Genomic DNA, 22,098 nt, shown 5'->3' with positions numbered 1-22,098 from the left:
TGGGGCACTCAAATGGAAGAGAGCCAGCTTATTTTTCGGGGGGGCCCATTATCATGAAAAGTCACTGTGATCCCAGCTATAAAAAAACCAGCAAAAACCACTATTCTTATAATTGATTAAAATTAATAATCGTTTATTGAAACTAATTGATTATCATTTGAACATCCAACTTGTTATTTATACTTTATTTTTTGTTTAGATCAGTCTTCGTTATTTATCGATGTAAAATATAATAGGTAAATATTGTTAAATTGATGTTTCATTTTATTCTTCTTATACTATTAAAAATGGTTATTTTTAAGCAATTAAGATATTAGGTTGTTAAATCTAGTAACTACATAGATGAGTATTCATCAAACGGGTGGGTTATATGAATAAAATGAAAAGTCACAATAGCCAGATTTTAGAGCAGATTATTTCTGTCAATAAACAGCAAGAAAACGAGTTTAACAATGGGCAAGATGGTGCCATCATTCTTTCACTTTTAGTGATGTTTTTTGTACCTTTCTCGTTGCTAGTTATGATAAAAAACCATCTAGGATTAGAGAATAACGCGATAGCAATTATCGCTGTTGTTGCTTTAAGTCTTGGGATTGCAACAGGTTTATATAAGACGTTTAAAGTCGGTATTAAATTTGTAGATAAACGCCCTGCGCTTGAACAGTTACTTTCCCGCTATACGCCTAAAGATAAAGTTGAATATCAAAAACTGATGTCTGCAAAGCAAAGTCAGCCACAAGATTTTTATTCTTTGATAGAGTATTGGTTATCAATAGAAAAACGGGCTGCTATTTAATAAGTTGATTTATACAAAAGAAAAGCGACTCATTGGAGTCGCTTTTTTGTTTTCAGAGGAGAAACTAGTGAGATTTTCCTTGCTCGATACCTAAGCCAATTTGCGAGCGTACAAACTGCTCTTTGAAACGTGCTCTTTCCATTTTGCCTCTTTCTGAATGGTCGGTAACTGAGAATAACCATGAAGCAAAGAATGCGACAATTAATGAGAAGAATGCAGGGTATTCATAAGGGTAAATTGGTTTTTCATGATGAAGAATAGTCACCCAGATTGTTGGGCCTAAGATCATGAGTACGACTGCGGTAATCAAGCCTAACCAACCACCTGCAAGCGCACCCCGAGTGGTTAACTTGCTCCAATACATTGATAGCAAGATAATTGGGAAGTTACAGCTTGCCGCGATAGAGAAGGCCAAGCCCACCATGAAGGCAATATTTTGTTTCTCGAACAAAATCCCTAACCCAATCGCTACAAAACCGAGGATCACCACGGTAATTTTTGATACGCGCAATTCATCGCGCTCATCGGCTTTACCATTTTTAATCGCCATCGCATACAGGTCGTGGGAAACCGCAGACGCACCCGCCAACGTTAAACCAGCAACAACCGCGAGAATAGTGGCAAAAGCAACCGCAGAGATAAACCCAAGGAAGAAGTTTCCACCGACGGCATCAGCGAGGTGTACCGCTGCCATGTTGGTTCCACCGATTAAAGCGCCAGCGGCATCTTTAAAGTCAGGGTTTGAGCTAACCAGAACGATAGCCCCGAAACCGATGATAAATGTCAGAATGTAGAAGTAACCGATGAATCCAGTCGCGTAGAATACGCTCTTGCGTGCTTCTTTTGCGTCACTAACGGTGAAGAAGCGCATGATGATGTGAGGTAAACCTGCTGTACCGAACATCAAGGCTAACCCAAGAGACAAGGCGGATATTGGGTCAGAAACCAGTCCTCCGGGGCTCATAATGGCGATACCATTTTTATGTACTTCAACGGCTTCTTTAAATAACGTATTGAAGTTGAAGCCGACATGTTTCATGACCATAACCGCCATGAAGGTTGCACCTGCTAGCAGTAAAATGGCTTTGATTATCTGTACCCATGTGGTTGCGAGCATCCCGCCGAATAGCACATACAGCACCATCAATATCCCAACAATCACGACAGCAATGTGGTAGTTAAGCCCAAATAATAACTCAATCAGCTTTCCTGCCCCAACCATCTGAGCGATTAGGTACAGCGCCACAACCACCAAGGAACCCATTGCAGACAGAATGCGGATAGGTCTTTGTTGTAATCGATATGAAGCCACATCCGCGAAAGTATAGCGACCTAAATTTCGTAAGCGCTCGGCAATTAAGAACAGAATAATTGGCCAGCCAATTAAAAAACCGATGGAGTAGATAAGCCCATCGTATCCTGAAGTATAAACCAGTGCGGAGATCCCCAAGAATGAGGCTGCGGACATAAAGTCACCCGCAATCGCCATTCCATTTTGGAAACCTGTAATTTTTCCGCCAGCGGTATAGTAATCAGAGCGAGAGCGAGTTCTTTTTGAAGCCCAGTAAGTGATGTAGAGCGTAAAGCCAACAAACAGTAAGAACATCACGATTGCTTGAATATTGACAGGTTGACGCTCAACATTGCCTGTCAGGGCATCAGCGAGCGCCATTGATGAGGTGAAAAACAGAATAAGCGAGAGCAAGACTTTCATTTTTCTACCTCTTTTAAGATTTCGGCGGTTAAGCGGTCAAATTCACTGTTAGCACGGATGACATACAAACCCGTTAAGATAAACGAGATTACAATCAGCCCAACACCCACAGGAATACCGCGGGTGATGTAGGAACCTTCAGCAATTGGGGTACCTAGCCAGCTTGGATCAAACGCGATAAGAAAGATAAAACCAACATACAGAACTAACGTTATTGCAGATAACAACCATGAAAAGCGACTACGTTTTCTCACTAATTCTTGAAAGAGAGGGTTCGCCTCGACCTTTTCGTAAGCAGTAGCATTCATCAGAGTTCTCCTCTGTTATTGTATTATTGGCATACTCTGATAGCTCAAAAGGCGGATTTTAGAGCGACACATGGCTACCCAAGGAATTAACTGGGTATTCGGTCAGACTCTATTTCTGCTGATTGAGTGATGCTGAGTATTGATTTTAGGTCGCCCGTAGGCGACCTGTAGTGCCATGAGCTATCTACACAACTATTTATATAGCTACGAGATACTCATTGACTGTTTTTCTTCGAGCAGTTTTTCGACAACACCTGGATCTGCCAGTGTGGAAGTATCTCCAAAATTACTGGTATCACCTGATGCAATTTTTCGTAGGATACGGCGCATGATCTTACCGGAACGCGTTTTCGGTAAAGAATCTGTCCAATGTAAAACGTCTGGTGTGGCAATCGGACCAATTTCTTTACGAACCCAATTACGCACTTCAGTGTACAACTCTGGGGATGGTTCTTCGCCAGAGATCAAGGTTACATAGGCGTAGATCGCCTGACCTTTGATACTGTGAGGAATACCTACCACTGCAGCTTCAGCAACTTTCGGATGTGAAACGAGAGCTGATTCAATTTCCGCTGTCCCTAATCGGTGACCTGAGATATTGAGTACGTCATCAACACGACCCGTGATCCAGTAATAGCCATCTTCATCACGACGCGCACCATCACCACTAAAGTACATGCCTTTAAACGTGGAGAAATAAGTTTGCTCGAAACGCTCATGATCACCAAACAGAGTTCGTGCTTGACCTGGCCATGAGTCTACGATGACTAAGTTACCTTCGGTTGCACCCTCGATAGGCTCACCAAGGTTATCTACCAATGCAGGACGAACACCAAAGAATGGTAGTGTTGCAGAACCTGGTTTCAACATAGTTGCCCCCGGCAGAGGCGTAATCATGAAGCCGCCTGTTTCTGTTTGCCACCATGTATCCACAACAGGGCAACGGCTGTTCCCCATTTTCTTGTAGAACCATTCCCACGCTTCTGGGTTAATAGGCTCACCGACCGATCCTAAAATCCGTAAAGAATCACGTTGAGTACCTTCAATCGCTTTATCACCTTCAGCCATCAGTGCACGGATAGCGGTTGGTGCGGTATAAAGAATATTGACTTGGTGTTTATCAACGACTTGTGCCATACGGTTAACTGCCGGATAGTTTGGCACACCTTCAAACATTAAGGTTTTTGCACCATTGGATAGCGGTCCATAAAGCAGATAGCTATGACCCGTAACCCAGCCCACATCCGCCGTACACCAGTAGACTTCATTTTCATGATAATCAAAGGTGTATTTGAATGTCAGCGTGGCATAGACCAGATAACCGCCCGTAGTATGGAGAACCCCTTTAGGTTTACCAGTTGAGCCGGAAGTGTAGAGAATAAACAGCGGATCTTCTGCATTGATCTCTTCCGGTGGGCAATCCGCGCTGACACCTTGGATAACGTCGTGCCACCAAAGGTCACGACCTTCAACCCAGCTTGGTGCATTACCTGTACGGCGATAAACAATCACATTGGCGACCGTAGTCACTTGTGGATTTTGCAATGCGTCATCAACATTCTTTTTCAACGGAATGGCTCGACCGGCACGCAAGCCTTCATCGGAGGTGATGATAAGCTTAGCTTTACAGTCAATAACACGCCCAGAAACAGCTTCAGGTGAGAACCCAGCAAAGATGACAGTATGGATAGCACCAATACGTGCACACGCCAGCATTGCTACCGCTGCTTCAACCACCATTGGCATATAGATAGCGACGACATCACCTTTACGGATACCTTGCTTCTTCAGGACGTTTGCGAATTGGCACACATCATGGTGCAGTTCACGGTAAGTGATATTTTTTGATTGGGTTGGGTCATCGCCTTCCCAGATGATAGCAGTTTGATCTCCTCGAGTGGCGAGGTGACGATCTAAGCAGTTGGCACTCAGGTTTAGGGTGCCATCTTCAAACCAGCGAATGTTCACGTGTCCGGGATCGAATGAAGTATTTTTCACCCGAGTGTAAGGTTTAATCCAATCAACGATTTTCCCTTTTTCGCCCCAAAATCCTTCGGGGTCTTGAATCGAGCGTTGGTACTCATCGTTATACTGTTGTTCGTTTATCAGGGCATTTTTAGCAATATTAGCAGGAACGGGATGTTTAGTTATTTGTGTCATATTATTATCTCCTTGCAGATGTTAATAGTATGTCAAAAATCGGTTAACTGAAGTATGGCGGGTTATTTTGTTTTTCTTTTGCGCGGAAGATCACGTATTAATAGTAATGGGATTTGCAGTATGATCATTTGATGCTAAATCCATGATTGAAATAAAAATTCAAAAATATAACTAACATTGGAATTAAAGAAAAACAAAGACGAACTATAGTGGTATTAGTTACTGAATAAACTCGTGATGATAGCCGATGGAAAAATCCACAGAATTCACATGGATATGATAATGATTTTCATTAACACTAAAATAACTATAATGGTTGCGTGGTTACAAACACGCAGTTACTGAAATCCTAATTCAGTCTGTGAGATAGAAAAGAAGTCACTGGAGGCTAACAATATGAGTTACACATTACCTGCTTTACCTTATGCTTATGATGCGCTGGAACCTCATTTTGATAAACAAACCATGGAAATCCATCACACCAAGCACCACCAAACCTACGTGAATAACACCAACACAGCATTAGAAAAATTACCTGAGCTTGCAGGTCTAGATATCGATGTATTAATTCAAAAATTAGACCAAATTCCTGCCGATCAACGTACTTTCGTACGTAACAACGCGGGCGGACACTCAAACCATAGCCTGTTCTGGAAAGGCTTAAAACTAGGCACAGAACTGAATGGCGAGTTGAAAGTCGCGATTGAGCGTGATTTTGGCAGCGTTGATGCGTTTAAAGACCTTTTTGAAAAAGCAGCGGCTTCCCGTTTTGGTTCTGGTTGGGCATGGCTGGTATTAAAAGATGATGGTAAGTTGGCGGTGGTCTCCACTGCAAACCAAGATAACCCATTGATGGGTGAAGCTATCTCTGGCGCTTCGGGCTATCCAATCCTTGGTTTAGATGTTTGGGAACATGCTTATTACCTGAAATATCAAAACCGCCGTCCAGATTACATCAAGGCATTCTGGTCAGTTGTGAACTGGGATGAAGCAGCAAAACGCTTCGCAGAAAAAACCAAATAAGATTTTTGATTAATCAAATTTTCGCTTAACGCGGTTCTTCGGAGCCGCGTTTTTTGTTTTTGTCTCGGGGATAACGTTGTTATCTCTATGGTCATTCTTTATGATGAAAACTCGTTCAGATGGGTTCATTAGGGAGCCAAACCGTGCAGATACATCCTCAAGTTTTTATTGGTACCATTCAAAGCACTGCCCATTGTGGTGTGAGTGCTATTCATAAGCGAGCTGCGGATGGGGTATTAACTTTAAATAGTTTAGGAATTGAAGGGGATGAACAAGCAGAAACGCGTTTTCACGGTGGACCTGATAGAGCGCTATGCCATTACCCGCAAGAACATTATGAATTTTGGCGACAGCGATACCCGCAATTAGAGGATTTATTCCTTCCTTCTGCTTTTGGTGAAAACTTATCCACTCAGGGAATGACCGAAGAAAATGTTTTTATCGGTGATATCTATGCTTGGGGTGATGCACGTATTCAAATCACTCAACCCCGTTCCCCTTGCTATAAACTAAATGGATTAACGGGAGTGGAAAACTTTGCTCCGGTCATGCAAGACGAAGGTCGCTGTGGCTGGTTGTATCGTGTAATCAAAGGTGGCAGTGTAAGCGCAGAGACGCCTCTGAGGCTCCTTAGCCGTAATAGTGATGTTTCTCTGCAAGAAGCCATCATGATTGCGTTCCATGCACCGTATGACGAAGAACTGTATCAGCGGTTACTCTCAGCTGCGGGGCTATCGGCGAGCTGGAGCCTTACGATGCAAAATCGCTTAGAGCATCATAAGATTGAAGAATTCAGCCATCGGTTATTTGGTCGACGTCACTGATTATTTACCCGCCATGATTCGAATGGAGGAAAACGCATGCAGTACGATTTAAATGACCTCTACTATTTTGTTAAAGTTGTTGAATATGGTGGTTTTTCTCAGGCGGGTGCAGCGTTAGGCATTCCAAAATCCAAGTTGAGCCGCCGTATTGCAGACTTAGAACAAAAACTAAATGTCTCTTTGATTTACCGCTCAACTCGGCAATTTCATGTAACTGAAATTGGACAGGTTTTTTATCAGCAATGTAAGAATGTGGTGGAAGAAGCGGATATTGCTCACGAGCTGATCTGTTCAGTTCAAACTCACCCAAAAGGGACGATAAAACTCTCCTGTCCAGTGACTTTATTACAGGTATATTTGCAAGATGCATTAATTGATTTTATGGCAAAATACCCAGATATCGATGTACAAATTCTCGCGGTAAATCGTCCTGTTGATGTCATTAGTGAAGGGCTGGATTTAGCGCTGCGAGTACGTTCGCTCCCTCTTGATGATTCAGGGTTGATGATGAAAGTGCTGGGGTATTCTCGGCGAATTTTAGTTGCAAACCCAAGCTTATTTAACGAAAAAGGTTACCCTTCAACGCCAGAGCAGCTGGTGGATTATCCTATTCTTGCCAATACTGAGCATTCCCAGCGTTATACTCTTTCATTGAAAAACAGCGATGATCTTAGTGTGACGGTTCATGTGACCCCAAAATTGGCAACGACCGATATTTTGACATTGTACCGGGCAGCAGTAAAAGGGTTAGGTATTGCTCGTTTGCCACAGGGCGTGGTTGAAAAAGAGTTAAAAAGTGGGGAGCTGGTTGAGGTGCTGCCTCATTGGCAGTTTCCTGAAGATATTATTCATGCCATATACCCATCGCGTAAAGGGCTGTTACCCGCAGTACAGCTATTTTTAACGTATTTAGCGGAAAATAGGGTGGCAGGAGAAAAATAATGTCCTCTGAAAATTCAGAGGACATTATGACTAGCTGGCATTCGGGATGCGCCCAAACTTACCACTATTGAAATCATTAATTGCTTCATTGATTTCTTGGCTAGTATTCATGACAAATGGACCATAACCCACCACTGGCTCATCGATAGAATCACCGCTGAGCAGCAGCACTAAAGCCTCATCGGTAGTGGCTTCTAACAGCACATTGCTATCTGTAGCATCCAAAATCATCAATTCGCCTTCATTCAATGCGGTATGCCCATCCACAAAGAGACTGCCTTTGAGCATGACCAATCCAACGTTGCGACCTGATTTAGTCGGTAATCCTATGACCTTGCCTTTATTCAAACGCAGATCCCACACATCAAGGGCGGTAAATGTGCGTGCGGCACCCGTGTTTCCTAAATAATCACCGGCAATGACTCGTAACGTACCTGCTTCATTTGCGAGGCTAATGGTTGGAATGGTATCGCTCGCCAATAACTGGTATCCCGGTGCGGCAAGTTTATCTTTAGCGGGTAAATTGACCCACAGTTGCACCATATCTAAGGTTCCGCCATTTTTCATAAAGTTATCAGACTGATATTCTTGATGAAGTATTCCTGATGCAGCGGTCATCCATTGCACATCGCCTGGACCAATCACGCCACCTTCACCCGTAGAGTCGTGGTGAGCGACTTCGCCGTCATATACGATGGTGACGGTTTCAAAGCCTTTATGCGGATGCTCGCCAACACCACGATTATCCCCTTCAGATGCAGGGAATGGGTGCGGACCCGCTCTATCCAACAGTAAAAATGGGTTCAAGTATTTCCCGTGATTGTTGTAGCTAAACATCGAGCGAACAGGGAAACCATCACCAACCCAGTGGCTACGTGGGGATTGATAAATACCAATAATCTTTTTCATGGTGTGACTCCAAACTGGTTTTATAAACTGATCAGCTCTATGAACTCATCATTTCGATGAACTAATAATAGAAGAGCTAAAGCAGGGTGAGTAGAGGCAAAAATAGGTTTGATTGTTCTGAAAATAGAACAATCAAAGCATTGATAAGTGAGTTGAATGTGGGTTTCTAGTATGCTTCGGATTAGCCAAAATCGGAGCGTTCCTCTTCATTTATTCATCTTAAACATGAACGATCAGGAATACTAAATAGGTATGATGTCTCCGTGTGAACCCGTGATTCCGTTAAAAGGATTGTTATGAAAACTATTAATATCGCTATGGCATTTTCTGTTGCCTTTATGTTATCTGGATGCCTTTCTCAATCCGCACCTCTGTATGATAACAATGGCATCCAGTTAGAAGAGTTTAAAGAGCTAGAAAGCTTGAGAATGCCAGAGCTGAACATTCCTGAAGGGGCGCCGGACGGGGACTATATCGAACGTTATGGAAATGGTGTCATTCAGTTTAAATCGTGGGTGAAAAACAACTGCTTAGATAAGAGCATTACGGTTTATTATAAAAACGGTCAGCCAAAAATGTTTATTCCGATAAAAGATTGCAAAGTAGATGGCGTCATTAAGTCTTACCATCCTAATGGGAATTTAGATACTGAGATGGGATATAGCAATGACAGGCTAAACGGCGATTATAAATCCTACTACGATACACCGAAAAATAATCTGCATCTTAAAACGAGTTTTGTGAATGGGGTCGCGGAAGGTGTTTTTGAAGAGCGCGGACAGGATGGCGAGCTATTAAAGCAGGGGCTGATTAAAGACGGTAAGTTGTACACTGCGAAGTAAGTGGACTACAGATAAAATAAAAGCCAATTAACCGTGAGTGAGTTAATTGGCTTTTTGCTATTGAATAGCGATGTACGATTACAGCTGTGGACGTTTTACAAAGCCGATTGCATCGTAAACCTTATCTAAGGTTTCTTGGGCGCGAGCTGCCGCTTTGGTAGCACCTTCATCCATAATTTGGTTCAGTAACGCTTCGTTGTTACGGAACTCATGGTAGCGCGCTTGTAAGTTCGTTAGCATGTCAGAAACTGCTTCAGCAACAGCGCCTTTCAGATGACCGTACATTTGACCTTCAAACTCAGCTTCCAGTGTTTTCACACTTTTGCCTGTCACACCTGCAAGGATGTCTAATAGGTTAGAAACCCCTGCTTTATTTTCAACATCGTAGCAAATACGTGGTGGCTCTTCAGAGTCAGTCATGGCACGTTTAATTTTCTTCACTACCGATTTCGGATCTTCTAACAGTGCAATGACGTTATTACGGTTGTCATCAGACTTAGACATCTTCTTCGTTGGCTCTTGTAATGCCATTACACGAGCACCGCCATCGGTTGGGATAAATGGCTCTGGTACGGTGAAAATATCACCGTAAATTGCATTGAAGCGTTGAGCAATATCGCGGCTCAGTTCAAGGTGCTGTTTCTGGTCAATACCGACAGGAACTTGGTTAGTTTGATAAACCAGAATATCGGCGGCCATCAGAACTGGGTAGTCAAACAGACCCGCGTTGATGTTTTCTGAGTGGCGAGCAGATTTGTCTTTGAACTGGGTCATACGGCTGAGTTCGCCGAAATAGGTGTAGCAGTTTAATGCCCAGCTTAATTGTGCGTGTTGTGGTACATGAGATTGAACGAAAATGGTGCTTTTCTTCGGATCAATACCACAAGCTAAGTAGAGCGCTAATGTATCGAGAGTTCTTTTACGCAGTTCAGTTGGGTCTTGGCGAACGGTAATGGCGTGCTGGTCAACGATACAGTAAATGCAGTCAAAATCATCTTGCATCTTAACCCACTGACGTAACGCACCCATGTAGTTACCGATGGTTAATTCACCGGAAGGCTGTGCGCCGCTGAATACAATAGGTTTATGGGGTTGTTTAGATTTCTCAGTGGGTGTACTCATTTCTTTGTATGTCCTTGTAGTATTTTTTTATACCCTTTTAGGTTTCGAGCGACGTAGTGAATGGGTAGCTCGAATTATTGGGGATTTTATTTTGCTAAATCAATAACGGAAAGTAGCTCAGAAAAGTGGCTTAACACGTAGTCGGGCTCGGTAATTGCGATTGATTCACCATAGTTGTAGCCGTAGGTTAGCCCTACGCTTGGGCAGCCAGCATTGTGGGCTGCGATAATATCATTACGGGAATCGCCGACAAAAAGCAATTCTTCTTTGCGTAAACCGAACTGACCCATTGTTAAATAGAGTGGCGCTGGGTGTGGTTTAGTTTTCACAACATCGTCACCACCAAGCACTAATGAAAAGTAGCTATCAATACCCAATTTTTCTAATAGTGGCGCCACAAACGGGGTCGGTTTGTTGGTCACAATGGCCATTGGCATATTGTATTTTGCAATCGTTTCGAGGGTCTCTTTGACTTCAGGAAACAGCTGGCTGCCGGTATTAACGGTTGTTGCATAGTGTTCATCGAAGCGTATACGAGCTTGCTTTTGTCGCTCTGGAGTAACCGTCATTCCCGCCCATTTTAGCGCGCGCTCGACGAGCATATCGGCGCCGTTGCCTACCCAGATGGAGACGCGCTCTTTACCTGCTGGTGGCAGGTTAAGTTCTTCCAGCGTTTTATCGATGGCGTCCGCTAAACCGCCGGCGCTATCAACGAGGGTGCCATCTAAATCAAACGCAATTGCTTTAATACTTTCTAAAACCGCATGTGTCATTGAGATACCTTTTTTAATTCTTGGCGCATTTCATCGATGACTTTTTTATAATCGGACTGGTCAAAAATTGCGGAGCCAGCAACGAAGGTGTCTGCACCTGCTGCGGCAATTTCTGCAATGTTATTCACCTTCACACCACCATCGACCTCTAAGCGAATATCATAACCACTTTCATCAATTAGTTTACGAACTTGGCGCAATTTGTTCAGGGTTTGTGGAATAAAAGATTGACCACCAAATCCTGGGTTAACCGACATCAGTAGGATCATATCGACTTTATCCATCACATAATCCAGATAGCTTAGCGGGGTTGCTGGGTTAAATACCAGACCTGCGGTGCAACCATTCTCTTTGATGAGTTGTAGCGTTCTATCGATGTGTTCGCTGGCTTCTGGGTGGAAGCTAATGTGAGTTGCTCCCGCTTTTGCAAAGTCAGGGATGATACGGTCGACAGGTTTAACCATTAAATGAACATCAATTGGCGCGGTGATACCGTAATTGCGTAGCGCTTTGCAGATTGGCGCACCGAACGTGAGGTTCGGCACGTAGTGGTTATCCATGACATCAAAATGGATAATGTCTGCGCCTGCAGCAAGAACTTTGGCGGTATCTTCGCCTAAACGTGCAAAGTCAGCAGATAAAATAGATGGGGCAATGAGAAAATCTTTCATAATTGTCTCCGATTATTCGTCGTTATCTGACAGCACCTATTATTTTTTAGATGCTCCCGCATATAAAGCCAAAAGCTCGTTGACTTTGGCACGGTTCAAAATATTTCTACTAATGGTGCGACGTACTTTCACGATATGTAATTGTGCCTGATGATACCACTCTCGGGTCATCGGGGTCTCATGATTTGAGATAAGAACTGGGATCTCGCGCTCAGATGATAGCTTATGTGCTAACAAAGCGAGATTTTGTTGTTCTTGAGCACTAAATGAGTTGGTGTGATATGCCGTAAAATTCGCAGTTTCAGATAGCGGAGCGTAAGGCGGATCACAGTAAATCACTGAGCCCATTGGGGCGTCGAGTAATGTTTTGCTGTAAGACTGTGTTACAAACGTGGCTTTCTGGGCTTTTTCTGCAAACCACAAGAGCTCGTCTTTTGGAAAATACGGTTTTTTATAGCGCCCAAAAGGGACATTGAATTCCCCTCGTAAGTTGTAACGGCATAGTCCGTTATAACAATGGCGATTAAGATACAAAAAGAGAATACTGCGTTTAGCAGGGTCATCTGATTGGTTAAATGTTTTACGCATTAAATAATACTGTTCTGAAGTATTAAATTCAGGTGTGAACAGCCGCTGAGCTTCTTCAATAAAAGCCTCAGAGCGATATTTAACCGTATTGTAGAGGTTGATGAGATCACTGTTTATGTCTGCCAGTACATATGAATCGTAGTTAGTATTTAAAAACACCGATCCTGCACCAACAAAAGGTTCTATTAAGCAATTACCTTGTGGAAGGTGTTTTTTGATCTCATCCACAAGAGGGTATTTACCCCCAGCCCATTTTAAAAAAGCGCGTTTCTTTTTCATGCCGTCTTATTATTACAATCGTTTAGAGCCGCCACTTGGCGGCTCTTTCAGGACAACATAATGCGCCCGGGGAAAAACGTTGTTATTTTTGATCCTGTTTAACTTGTTTCATATTACGCACCCACGGTTTCTTCGCTTGCACTGCGGCAGGTAAGGTCGCAATTGCATTTTTTGCTTCGTTCACTGAGCTGTAGTTTCCGTGGATTAAAACATACCAAGTTTGTCCATTACGAATGGTTTTATACACTTGATAGTTAGCAAGTTTATTCTCTTTTGCGAAAGCTTCCAGTGTATCTGAACGACTTGCGCTACTTAATTGTAATGTATAGCTACCAGATGGTGCAGCTGCATGACTATTTGAGCTTGTGCTAGTCGTCGATTTCGTGGTTGTTTTTGGCTGGGCAGGCTGTTTTTGTTCAACCGGCTTAGTCGTTTTAGGCTGAGTTTTTTCTGGTGTGACAGGTTTCACTGTTGGCTGTTTTTCCACAGGTTTAACTTGCGGTTGCGTCAATGGAGTCACGTTTTGTGGTGGCGTGGTAGTGCCGTCAGATGGCAGGCTTTGACCTTGACTGAGAGCATCGGCAACATCACCAGGAATTTCAATACGCTCACCAAGACCATTTTGTTGTGTCTGAGTGTCGGCTTGCGTTGGCATTGGGTTGATTTGCTGACCATTTAACTCTTGCGCTTGACCTGTTTGTGGTTGCGTTGGAGTTTGGGTATTTGAATTCGTTAGTGATGAAGAACCTGATAAATCAATATTACGTTGGTTAGCACTATCTGTTTGTAATTTCTCGTGTTCTGTTGGTGCTTTCAATGCAGAACTGATGGCAATTATCAGCAGCAATAGCACTAAAACGCCTACACCAATCATGATGTGTTGACGTGATAACGCGATTTTTGGCTTAGCCGCAGCAGCAGGGCGCGAGCGTCCGGTTGGTCTATCTGATGTATCAGGCCTTAAATCATTTTGCACTTGAGGCTGATTATCTGGTTTAAATTCGTCCATTTTCCTCTCCCGAAATTAGTTCGCCTGTAGTAGAGATAAAATGTCTCTTATCATTACGACCTGTTCACGACTAAGCAGTTGCTTCTGCTCACATTTAAAGAATAGATTGTTTAGCAATTTCATTCCAATTTCAATGAGACTGCGACTATCTTGTTTGTGATTCGTTATAGGTGCTAGGCATAGCGTTATAATTTAACGGCTTTAGTGGATATCTGCCAGTAACATTTTAAAACCCCTGAAAATATTCAGGAGCTAATTAATGCTTTTTACTTAGTTCGGTGATTTTTATGGTATGCAAGCCGAAATGGCGGCAGTAACCGTTGAGGCATCCACATCGGAACGCATTTCTGAATGACCAATTGTGGTTGGAAGGATAAGATGCAATTTGCCTCCCATGACTTTTTTATCTCGCATCATGTGAGGTAAATAGTCATCGGGCTGCATTTTTGCTGGTCCGGTGACTGGAAGTTCTGCGCGTTTTAACAGGGCGATGACACGACCAGTTTGCTCTGGCGTAAATTGACCGATAAGTTCAGCGGTTTTCGCGGCCATGACCATCCCTGCGGCAACAGCTTCACCATGAAGCCATACGCCGTAGCCCATTTCGGCTTCAATCGCATGACCAAATGTGTGCCCTAAATTCAATAATGCTCGCAGCCCACTAGTTTCTTTTTCATCGGCGGCAACAACTTGTGCTTTCAATTCACAACAACGGCGAATGCAGTACGCCATGGCTTGGTTATCCAGCGCCATTAACGCATCAATGTTTTCTTCGAGCCAGCTAAAAAACTCACCATCAAGAATGATGCCGTATTTGATAACTTCAGCTAGACCTGAAGAGAGCTCACGCTTAGGTAAGGTTTTTAAACAATCAAGGTCAATGACCACGGAAGCCGGCTGGTAAAATGCCCCGATCATATTTTTCCCTAACGGATGGTTAACAGCTGTTTTTCCACCCACCGAAGAGTCTACTTGGGAAAGTAATGTTGTAGGCACTTGAATAAAACGTACGCCTCGTTGATAGCTCGCTGCTGCAAATCCAGTTAAGTCACCGATAACTCCCCCACCTAAGGCGATGAGGGTTGTATCTCGGTTATGGTGCTTTTCGAGTAATGCGGTAAAAACATCATTCATGATGAATAAAGATTTATACTGTTCGCCATCAGGCAGGATGATGGAATCAACTTTTACGCCTGAGACTTCAAGAACAGTTTGGATCTTATGCAGATAAAGTGGGGCGAGGGTTTCGTTCGTCACTATCATTGCTCGCTGGCCTGCAGTTAGTGGCCAAAATGCATCCTGCTGTTGATATAAACTGGGTGCAATATTGATTGGATAACTGCGTTCATCCAGCGTAACAGTGACTTTTTCCATCTTGCTTTACCTTGAATTCATGACTTTTGATGTATAAAAATTAGTTTTTTTCTAACAGTTCAATGATTTGGTTAGCAACAACTTTGGCGCTTTGCTCATCTGTATGAATAGTAATATCTGCTATTTCTTCATACATAGGATTGCGTTCATCAGCTAATTTCTCTAAAACTTCGCGAGCAGGTTCATCCACTTGTAATAGAGGACGTTTTTTATCGCGCTGCGTGCGGGATAATTGCTTCTCAATGGTGGTTTCGAGATACACGACAACCCCACGAGCAGACAAGCGGTTACGTGTCTCTTTGGATTTAACAGAGCCACCACCTGTCGCTAAGACAATGCCTTGTTTTTCGGTGAGTTCATTGATGACTTTTTCTTCGCGATCGCGAAAGCCTTCTTCACCTTCTAGGTCGAATACCCAACCTACATCTGCGCCAGTGCGTTTTTCAATCTCGTGATCGGAGTCAAAAAACTCCATATTAAGCTGTTGAGCTAACTGACGACCAATAGTGCTTTTTCCGGCTCCCATTGGTCCAACCAGAAAGATATTGCGTTTCTCTGCCATGTTTTTTGGTATTACTACGATTATTCGTTAATGATCACCCGCCCCGCCAATCGAATTAGCGGCGGGACCTAAACTGAAACCTCATAAGTGATGATGTGAGATCAGATAAGAAAATTATCTCAATACATCAACCTGAATTGCAACTATATAAATATGGCACTTAGAAAACAAAGTGCCATATTCTTCGTTGCGGGTTTCTATATATTTGAGCCGTCTACATTACATTATGCACTGTTTAGTGAGCTTATTAACAGGTCGATTAGTCCGTAAAAACAATCTAACTTGTTAATTATAAAGTAAAATTTATGTAGCTATTTTATAAGCGGCTGATAGTTTGTTCTTTCATCTACCGATAGTTAGAACACTCAATGGATAACCTTGTATGCTAAAACGACCTCAGCGTCAAATTTATCCGGTAGGTTTATGGCACAAAAAGTAATAATTTCACGGCACTTTGATGCTTTGAACATTCAACTAATTGAATGTATGAGTGTTATTTTTTACGCTAAATATTAATAAGTTTTGGTGTAATAAATACCACTAAAACACGTTTATCAACATGTTGTGTCTTATTGATAAATAAGTTTCCTAATAATGGGATTTGTGACAGAAAAGGGACCCCTGAATCTGTTTTTTCCTGCTTTTGCTGAAAAATACCGCCAAGAATTAATGTGTTGTTATTTTTGATGGTGACTGAGGTTGCTATCTCTTGCTTATTAATGGCTAAATGCTGATTAGGATTGGTTGTTAAGGCAGTATCTGGGGAGTTATGGCTGATTTTTAATACCATTTCGACGTTGTCATTACGAGAAATTGTTGGTGTCACTTCCATACCCAATACCGCATCTTTAAATTGTACGTGGCTTTTTTTCTCTGAAGTGGTGACATAAGGAATTTCGCTCCCTTGTTGAATGCTTGCGGGATTCTTATGGGAGGCAACTAAGCGTGGGCTCGCAATAATAGACAGTAAATTCTCTTTTTCTAAGGCATTGAGCTTCATTTCGAGTAATCCCTCTCCAAGTCGTAAAACATTTAACGCCATTTGCCCCGACTGGCTACTGTATCGGTTATAACGACTATGATGCCCATCTGTTGCTGAATCATTGTGGACTCCCCACTCTAACCCCAGTGCTTGCAAGGCTGTACGTGAGCTACTAATTATGTGAGCCGTGATTTGCACTTGTTGCTGGGGAATATCTTTTTGCGTTAGCCATGTTTCAATTAATGCGAAGCGTTCTTGGGTATCCGTGATGATTAAACTGTTGGTGATGGTATCGACATGAGCCTTACCGTTACTTGAAAGTAGGTGCATATTTGGCTGAGTAATTTGTTGGTAAGTGCTGTTGGCATCGATAGAGACGAGCGGAAATATTTTTTCTGTCAGTGTGATCTCTGCTTTAGGTGGGATGATGGCATCTAAAAGTTGCGTATCTTCCAATGTCGGCAGGATTGGCTCAAAGGGATCTCGGGGGGATTGAGCATATCCCGAAAGTGTTATGCATAGCGTTAACAGAATAGTGAAAAAATTAGTGTTGCTCATTGTGCTGTTGTTCATCCTTGATAAATGAGAGAGATAAATGGGCTGTGAGTATCTGGTTTTTCGTGGTGAAGATAACGTTAGAGAATTGCCAGTGCGGCTGAGGTAGAAAGATCATGAGTGAGCGCATGAATTCAAGGAGATCCTTAAATTTTCCTTGGATCTCAAGTTGGTAATGAGAATTCGTTGGATCCGTTGGCTGAAGCTGATTTAAAATCACGTTAGCGTGAGAAACTAGCCGTTGTAAATGAAGAACGAGGTATTGGGAGTCGGGAATGGTTTCTTCATCGAAATCCAATGAAGCCATTTCTTGTTCTATCCAAAAGCGTGTCGGATTTTGGGCGAAAAACTGGCTACTTTCTTGGTTTTTATGTGCGAAAACGACATTATCTTGCCGTAAGTTTGCTAATTGATTTTGCTTATCTTTCCAAATAAAAATATAGCCGCTAGCAAGCAGTGTAGCCAGAGTCAAAGGCAGTACAAGATACTGCTGCCACCGTGGTCGATACCAAAAGCGCCCATATTCAACGTGCTGATCTTTCTGCTTATCCAGACTGCTATTCATTCGAAACCCCTTGATAATCAGCGATTAAATGTAACTGATGTAGGGTATCAACTCGCCGTAGTTTGCGTAGCTGCACATTGCTAACCTGTGGCGTTTGGCTAAATTGAGCCAAAAGTACATTAAGATCTTCAAAACGATAACTGAGTGCGTTGACTTCTAGATGTCCCGCTTGTAGCTGGAAGGAAGATAACCAGCTTTTAGGGGGCGTTAAATTGGACAGTGAGGTTAATAAATCAAGTAGAGGTTGATTGTGTTGAGTATAAGTTCGACGTTGGATTTGCCGAAGAGTGAGCTTTTCTAATTGTTGTTGCTGTGTTTGTAACTGTATTTTTAGCTGCTCAGTGCGTTGTTGATGTTGCTGATGAGCAGCAAGGCGATAGTGGTTTTGTGAAATATCTAGCAGAAGCAAACCCACTAAATAACCAAAAATAGTGGCAGTTGTCATGCAGCTCGTGAAGATGATGATAAAAAAATAGCGGCGTTGATGAATGAGTTGATTCATGCGCCAAGGGAGAAAATTAACTTGGTGCATATCAACGGTCCCCATGGCGTAATGCGAGTCCGGCCGCAATCACAAAACTTCCTAATTGATGAGGTAACTTGATGGGGTAGTGGTGAAAAGCTTGCAGTAAATCCCATTGATTTTGTGCATCTGGAATATCTTGATCGCTAATACAGTAAATTGGTAATGCTAGTGCATCGGGATTATCGGTCAATAAGGGCTGAATTTGATGGATATGTGTTAATTGACTATTTTGAATATGGTTATAGTTTGCAGGTTGGCTGACGGGTCCTGACCAGAGCCACTCATTTTGGCGATAATAAACAATCCAGCACTCATCGGGTAATTGTGCATATTTTGCAAGATAGCGCAGCGCAATCGGCGCAATATCGATAGCAACCAGATGGTAACCCGTTTCCTGTAATAAATTTTGCCAAAAGGTAATGTCAGATTGGCGAACGGCATGAAAGTAAACTTGTTGCCCAATGATCCGATAATCTACTGTCAGCTCTTGTGCTTGCATCGGGAAGAGTTGGTCAATTTGAGCACGTAAATACCAGTTAAGTTCAGGTTGCTGTAAGCTCATTTGGTTGGGAAGCGAGAGTTGTTTCTTAAGCGAGCGTAATGAGGGTAATGCAATCGAAACGGAACAGTTTTTAGGTAATTTCTGACGCCATTGGCGCAAAATATTGCGTAGAATTACTCGGTATTCGTCAAGTACGTGTAATGAGCTGTCAAAAGGTAGCTCTTGTTGCCAACATTCACATAACGACCAGAATTTGCGATGTTTTTTCGCAGCGACTAATTGGATGTGGTGTTGCGATAGCTCAATTCCAATGTGCCATTTTGGTGAATACATACATAATATCCTTATCATTAACAATTAAATTACGTTTTCTATTGGGCTGTATAAGCTTTATACTATGCGGCAGTGATATCTAAACCCGCCTGTCAGTTGCGTATGGGAATTCTTCGGTGAAGTTCGTAAAATATTTTTTAATTCTGGTTTTCTGTTGCATTTTTTTGGGAAGCGCCTCGATTTATGGCATGTATAAATATGTCGAAGGTGAGCTACCTGACGTTGCAACAATGAAAGACATTCGTCTGCAAACGCCAATGCAGGTATTCAGTGCAGATAATGAACTGATCGCCCAATATGGTGAGAAACGTCGTATTCCATTACCATTAGCTGACATTCCTCCGATGTTGGTGCATGCGTTTATTGCCACTGAAGATAGCCGTTTCTATGAGCACCATGGCATTGACCCAATTGGTATTTTCCGTGCGGTGACTGTGATGGCTTCATCGGGTCATGCATCCCAAGGTGCGAGTACAATTACTCAGCAGCTGGCGAGAAATTTCTATTTAAGTCCAGAAAAAACGCTAATGCGTAAAGCCAAAGAGGCATTTCTGGCAATTCGTATTGAACAATTGTTTACCAAAGATGAAATTATGGAGCTGTACCTAAATAAAATTTATTTAGGTAACCGAGCCTATGGGGTGGGGGCAGCCGCTTATGTTTATTTTGGTAAAACCGTAAATGAATTGACGCTGAGTGAAATGGCGATGATTGCTGGTTTGCCAAAAGCGCCATCAACATTTAACCCACTTTATTCTTATGAACGCGCGGTAAACCGTCGTAACGTCGTGCTGATGCGAATGTTAGAAGAGAAATACATTACGCAAGACCAGTATGAACAAGCGAAGAGTGAGAAAATTGTTGCTTCTTATCATGCACCTAAAGTGGATTTTTCAGCGCCTTATTTAGCGGAAATGGCACGTCAAACCATGTATGAAAAATATGGTGAAGATGCTTATACCGATGGCTACAAGGTGTATACCACGGTTGTGCGTAAAGACCAGTTAGCGGCAACAGAAGCGGTACGTAATAATTTGATAGATTACGATATTCGCCATGGTTATCGCGGACCTGCTGAAGTGCTCTGGAGCGGAAGCCAAACCGCGTGGGATAAAGAACAAATCATAGAAAAACTGAAAAAGTTACCCAATTACGGTTCTCTCATTCCTGCGGTGGTCACCGCAGCTACGAATAGCGATGCTAACGTGATGCTGGCCGATGGCTCTGAAATTCAAATCACACTGGCAGGAGTTCGCTGGGCGCGTAAATTTATTTCAGATACTCAGCAAGGTGGCACACCATCTGCGGTGAATAAAGTGGTACAGCCTGGTGAACAAATTTGGGTTCGTCAGGTAAAAGATAGCTGGTGGTTAGCGCAAGTTCCTGATGTCAATGCGGCGTTTGTTGCGTTGAATCCAAATGATGGTGCGGTGATCGCTCTTGTGGGTGGTTTTGACTTCAATATGAGTGAATTTAACCGCGTGACGCAATCATTGCGCCAAGTGGGTTCAAACATTAAGCCATTCTTGTATACCGCTGCAATGGATAAAGGCTTAACGCTTGCTTCGTTACTTAACGATGTACCGATTAGCCGCTGGGATGCGGGAGCTGGTTCAGACTGGCGCCCGAAAAACTCACCGCCACGCTACGATGGTCCTATCCGCTTGCGTCAAGGCTTAGGTCAGTCGAAAAACGTGGTGATGGTACGTGCGATGCGTGCGATGGGGGTTGACTATGCTGCGGATTATTTACTCCGTTTTGGTTTCCCGAAAGAGAACATCAACCGTACTGAAGCATTAGCCCTCGGTGCGCCATCATTTACACCAATGCAAATGGTGCGAGGTTATGCGGTTATGGTAAACGGCGGATACCTTATTGACCCTTACTACATTTTAAAAATTGAGAATCATAATGGTGAAGTGATTTTCGAAGCTAAGCCTAAAATTGCTTGCCCTGAGTGTACAGACATTCCGGTGATTTATGGCGACACAGCGCGTACGATTGCGCTGAGCGATTCTGAAGGCGATGACACGACAGAAGAAGTTACCCAGTCGCAGAGTAGCGCGGTGAATCAAGAGCCGACTATGGCGCTCTCTACAACCGCTGAACAGCTTAGCCCAGAAGACAAGTATGCCCCGCACGTTATCAGTACACCGCTGGCGTTCTTAATTCGTGATGCCATGGTGACTAATATTTATGGGGAACCAGGTTGGTCGGGTACGGGTTGGCGAGCGGGTCGCGACCTCGGAGGTCGTCGGGATATCGGCGGAAAAACGGGTACCACGAATAGTTCAAAAGATGCGTGGTTTTCCGGTTATGGTCCTGATATCGTGGCTTCCGCATGGATTGGCTTTGATGATAACAAGCGCACATTAGGTCGTACGGGGATCAGTGGCGGTGAAGCTGGTGCGAAAAGTGCTCAGCCGATTTGGGATGATTTTATGAAAGCAGCTCTTGACGGTGTCCCTGTGAAAGTTATGCAGCCGCCAAAAGGGGTCATTTCTGTCTCTATCGATACCCGTACTGGCAAACTGTCATCAGGCGGACCTTCTCGTAATGAGTACTTCATTGAGGGCACGGAACCAAAAGAGCGCGCAGTTCAAGAAGTGGGTACGATAATTTCAACGGAAAGTGGAGCGAGCCAAGAGCTATTTTAACCCGTTGTCTGATAGGCAAATACACTGCACCCCATTGCCGTTTGGCATGGGGTGCAATTGTTTAAGAGGAAATATGTGAGCG

Annotated in this window: 21 protein-coding genes; 6 read left to right on the top strand and 15 right to left on the bottom strand. The window is 43.2% G+C overall.

Going from position 1 to position 22,098, the window contains the following annotated elements:
• Positions 1–370: 370 nt before the first annotated feature.
• Positions 371–796 (top strand): hypothetical protein, encoded by a 426-nt coding sequence (locus PR766_RS17055; protein ID WP_036979091.1) that lies wholly within the window; start codon positions 371–373, stop codon positions 794–796.
• A 64-nt stretch (positions 797–860) separates the two neighbouring features.
• Here PR766_RS17055 and actP read toward each other — a convergent pair whose 3' ends face one another.
• The 3 genes from actP to acs form a co-directional block, all read right to left on the bottom strand.
• Positions 861–2,510 carry a cation/acetate symporter ActP gene (actP, locus tag PR766_RS17050; protein WP_006657419.1) on the bottom strand — a complete coding sequence of 550 codons (1,650 nt, stop codon included), beginning with the start codon at positions 2,508–2,510 and terminating at the stop codon, positions 861–863.
• On the bottom strand, positions 2,507–2,818 hold the full coding sequence (locus PR766_RS17045; RefSeq protein ID WP_006657420.1) for a DUF485 domain-containing protein: 312 nt from the start codon (positions 2,816–2,818) through the stop codon (positions 2,507–2,509). The genes actP and PR766_RS17045 overlap by 4 nt, the downstream gene beginning before the upstream one ends.
• 204 nt (positions 2,819–3,022) lie before the next feature.
• Positions 3,023–4,978: an acetate--CoA ligase gene (gene acs, locus PR766_RS17040; RefSeq protein WP_006657421.1), complete on the bottom strand. Its 1,956-nt coding sequence runs from the start codon at positions 4,976–4,978 to the stop codon at positions 3,023–3,025.
• A 396-nt stretch (positions 4,979–5,374) separates the two neighbouring features.
• Between acs and sodA the strand changes: the two genes are divergently transcribed.
• From sodA to PR766_RS17025, 3 genes are all read left to right on the top strand, one after another.
• A complete protein-coding gene (gene sodA / locus PR766_RS17035; RefSeq protein ID WP_006657422.1) occupies positions 5,375–6,001 on the top strand; it encodes a superoxide dismutase [Mn] in 627 nt (208 codons plus the stop codon).
• Positions 6,002–6,144: 143 nt separating this feature from the next.
• Positions 6,145–6,825, top strand: a complete 681-nt coding sequence (gene yiiM / locus PR766_RS17030; protein ID WP_230086772.1) for a 6-hydroxyaminopurine reductase — start codon at positions 6,145–6,147, stop codon at positions 6,823–6,825.
• Positions 6,826–6,861: 36 nt separating this feature from the next.
• Complete coding sequence (locus tag PR766_RS17025; RefSeq protein WP_154636090.1) at positions 6,862–7,767, top strand: LysR substrate-binding domain-containing protein; 906 nt, start codon at positions 6,862–6,864, stop codon at positions 7,765–7,767.
• Positions 7,768–7,797: 30 nt separating this feature from the next.
• Here the strand turns inward: PR766_RS17025 and PR766_RS17020 are convergent, their stop codons facing one another.
• Positions 7,798–8,676 carry a pirin family protein gene (locus tag PR766_RS17020; protein WP_154636089.1) on the bottom strand — a complete coding sequence of 293 codons (879 nt, stop codon included), beginning with the start codon at positions 8,674–8,676 and terminating at the stop codon, positions 7,798–7,800.
• A 296-nt stretch (positions 8,677–8,972) separates the two neighbouring features.
• Here PR766_RS17020 and PR766_RS17015 point away from each other — a divergent pair, with 296 nt between their 5' ends.
• Positions 8,973–9,518 (top strand): toxin-antitoxin system YwqK family antitoxin, encoded by a 546-nt coding sequence (locus PR766_RS17015; RefSeq protein ID WP_154636088.1) that lies wholly within the window; start codon positions 8,973–8,975, stop codon positions 9,516–9,518.
• A gap of 78 nt (positions 9,519–9,596) precedes the next feature.
• Here the strand turns inward: PR766_RS17015 and trpS are convergent, their stop codons facing one another.
• The 11 genes from trpS to pilM all read right to left on the bottom strand — a co-directional run bounded on the left by trpS (position 9,597) and on the right by pilM (position 19,359).
• Complete coding sequence (gene trpS / locus PR766_RS17010) at positions 9,597–10,640, bottom strand: tryptophan--tRNA ligase (protein WP_006657428.1); 1,044 nt, start codon at positions 10,638–10,640, stop codon at positions 9,597–9,599.
• An 86-nt stretch (positions 10,641–10,726) separates the two neighbouring features.
• Positions 10,727–11,413, bottom strand: a complete 687-nt coding sequence (locus PR766_RS17005; RefSeq protein WP_154636087.1) for a phosphoglycolate phosphatase — start codon at positions 11,411–11,413, stop codon at positions 10,727–10,729.
• Positions 11,410–12,084 (bottom strand): ribulose-phosphate 3-epimerase, encoded by a 675-nt coding sequence (gene rpe, locus PR766_RS17000; protein ID WP_006657430.1) that lies wholly within the window; start codon positions 12,082–12,084, stop codon positions 11,410–11,412. The genes PR766_RS17005 and rpe overlap by 4 nt, the downstream gene beginning before the upstream one ends.
• A 39-nt stretch (positions 12,085–12,123) precedes the next feature.
• The gene (gene dam / locus PR766_RS16995; RefSeq protein WP_006657431.1) at positions 12,124–12,951 is read right to left on the bottom strand and encodes an adenine-specific DNA-methyltransferase; all 828 of its coding nucleotides are present in this window, start codon (positions 12,949–12,951) and stop codon (positions 12,124–12,126) included.
• 82 nt (positions 12,952–13,033) lie between these two features.
• Complete coding sequence (locus PR766_RS16990; RefSeq protein ID WP_006657432.1) at positions 13,034–13,960, bottom strand: SPOR domain-containing protein; 927 nt, start codon at positions 13,958–13,960, stop codon at positions 13,034–13,036.
• Between the two features lie 285 nt (positions 13,961–14,245).
• Positions 14,246–15,334, bottom strand: a complete 1,089-nt coding sequence (gene aroB / locus PR766_RS16985) for a 3-dehydroquinate synthase (RefSeq protein ID WP_154636086.1) — start codon at positions 15,332–15,334, stop codon at positions 14,246–14,248.
• A gap of 40 nt (positions 15,335–15,374) precedes the next feature.
• Positions 15,375–15,896, bottom strand: a complete 522-nt coding sequence (gene aroK, locus PR766_RS16980) for a shikimate kinase AroK (protein ID WP_006657434.1) — start codon at positions 15,894–15,896, stop codon at positions 15,375–15,377.
• A gap of 505 nt (positions 15,897–16,401) precedes the next feature.
• Positions 16,402–17,436: a transporter gene (locus PR766_RS16975; protein WP_006657435.1), complete on the bottom strand. Its 1,035-nt coding sequence runs from the start codon at positions 17,434–17,436 to the stop codon at positions 16,402–16,404.
• Positions 17,423–17,998, bottom strand: coding sequence for a hypothetical protein (locus tag PR766_RS16970; RefSeq protein WP_154636085.1), 576 nt, complete (start codon positions 17,996–17,998; stop codon positions 17,423–17,425). The genes PR766_RS16975 and PR766_RS16970 overlap by 14 nt, the downstream gene beginning before the upstream one ends.
• On the bottom strand, positions 17,991–18,530 hold the full coding sequence (locus PR766_RS16965; RefSeq protein ID WP_154636084.1) for a PilN domain-containing protein: 540 nt from the start codon (positions 18,528–18,530) through the stop codon (positions 17,991–17,993). Before PR766_RS16965 ends, PR766_RS16970 begins: the two co-directional genes overlap by 8 nt.
• Position 18,531: 1 nt before the next feature.
• Positions 18,532–19,359: a pilus assembly protein PilM gene (pilM, locus tag PR766_RS16960; RefSeq protein ID WP_154636083.1), complete on the bottom strand. Its 828-nt coding sequence runs from the start codon at positions 19,357–19,359 to the stop codon at positions 18,532–18,534.
• 116 nt (positions 19,360–19,475) lie between these two features.
• Between pilM and mrcA the strand changes: the two genes are divergently transcribed.
• Positions 19,476–22,016 carry a peptidoglycan glycosyltransferase/peptidoglycan DD-transpeptidase MrcA gene (mrcA, locus tag PR766_RS16955; RefSeq protein WP_036974276.1) on the top strand — a complete coding sequence of 847 codons (2,541 nt, stop codon included), beginning with the start codon at positions 19,476–19,478 and terminating at the stop codon, positions 22,014–22,016.
• Positions 22,017–22,098 lie beyond the last annotated feature (82 nt).

The sequence above is a fragment of the Providencia sp. PROV208 genome, assembly GCF_028479465.1.
Lineage (GTDB): Bacteria > Pseudomonadota > Gammaproteobacteria > Enterobacterales > Enterobacteriaceae > Providencia > Providencia alcalifaciens.
The sequence above is the reverse complement of the archived record's forward strand: the minus strand, read 5'-3'. Positions and strand labels throughout refer to the sequence as shown.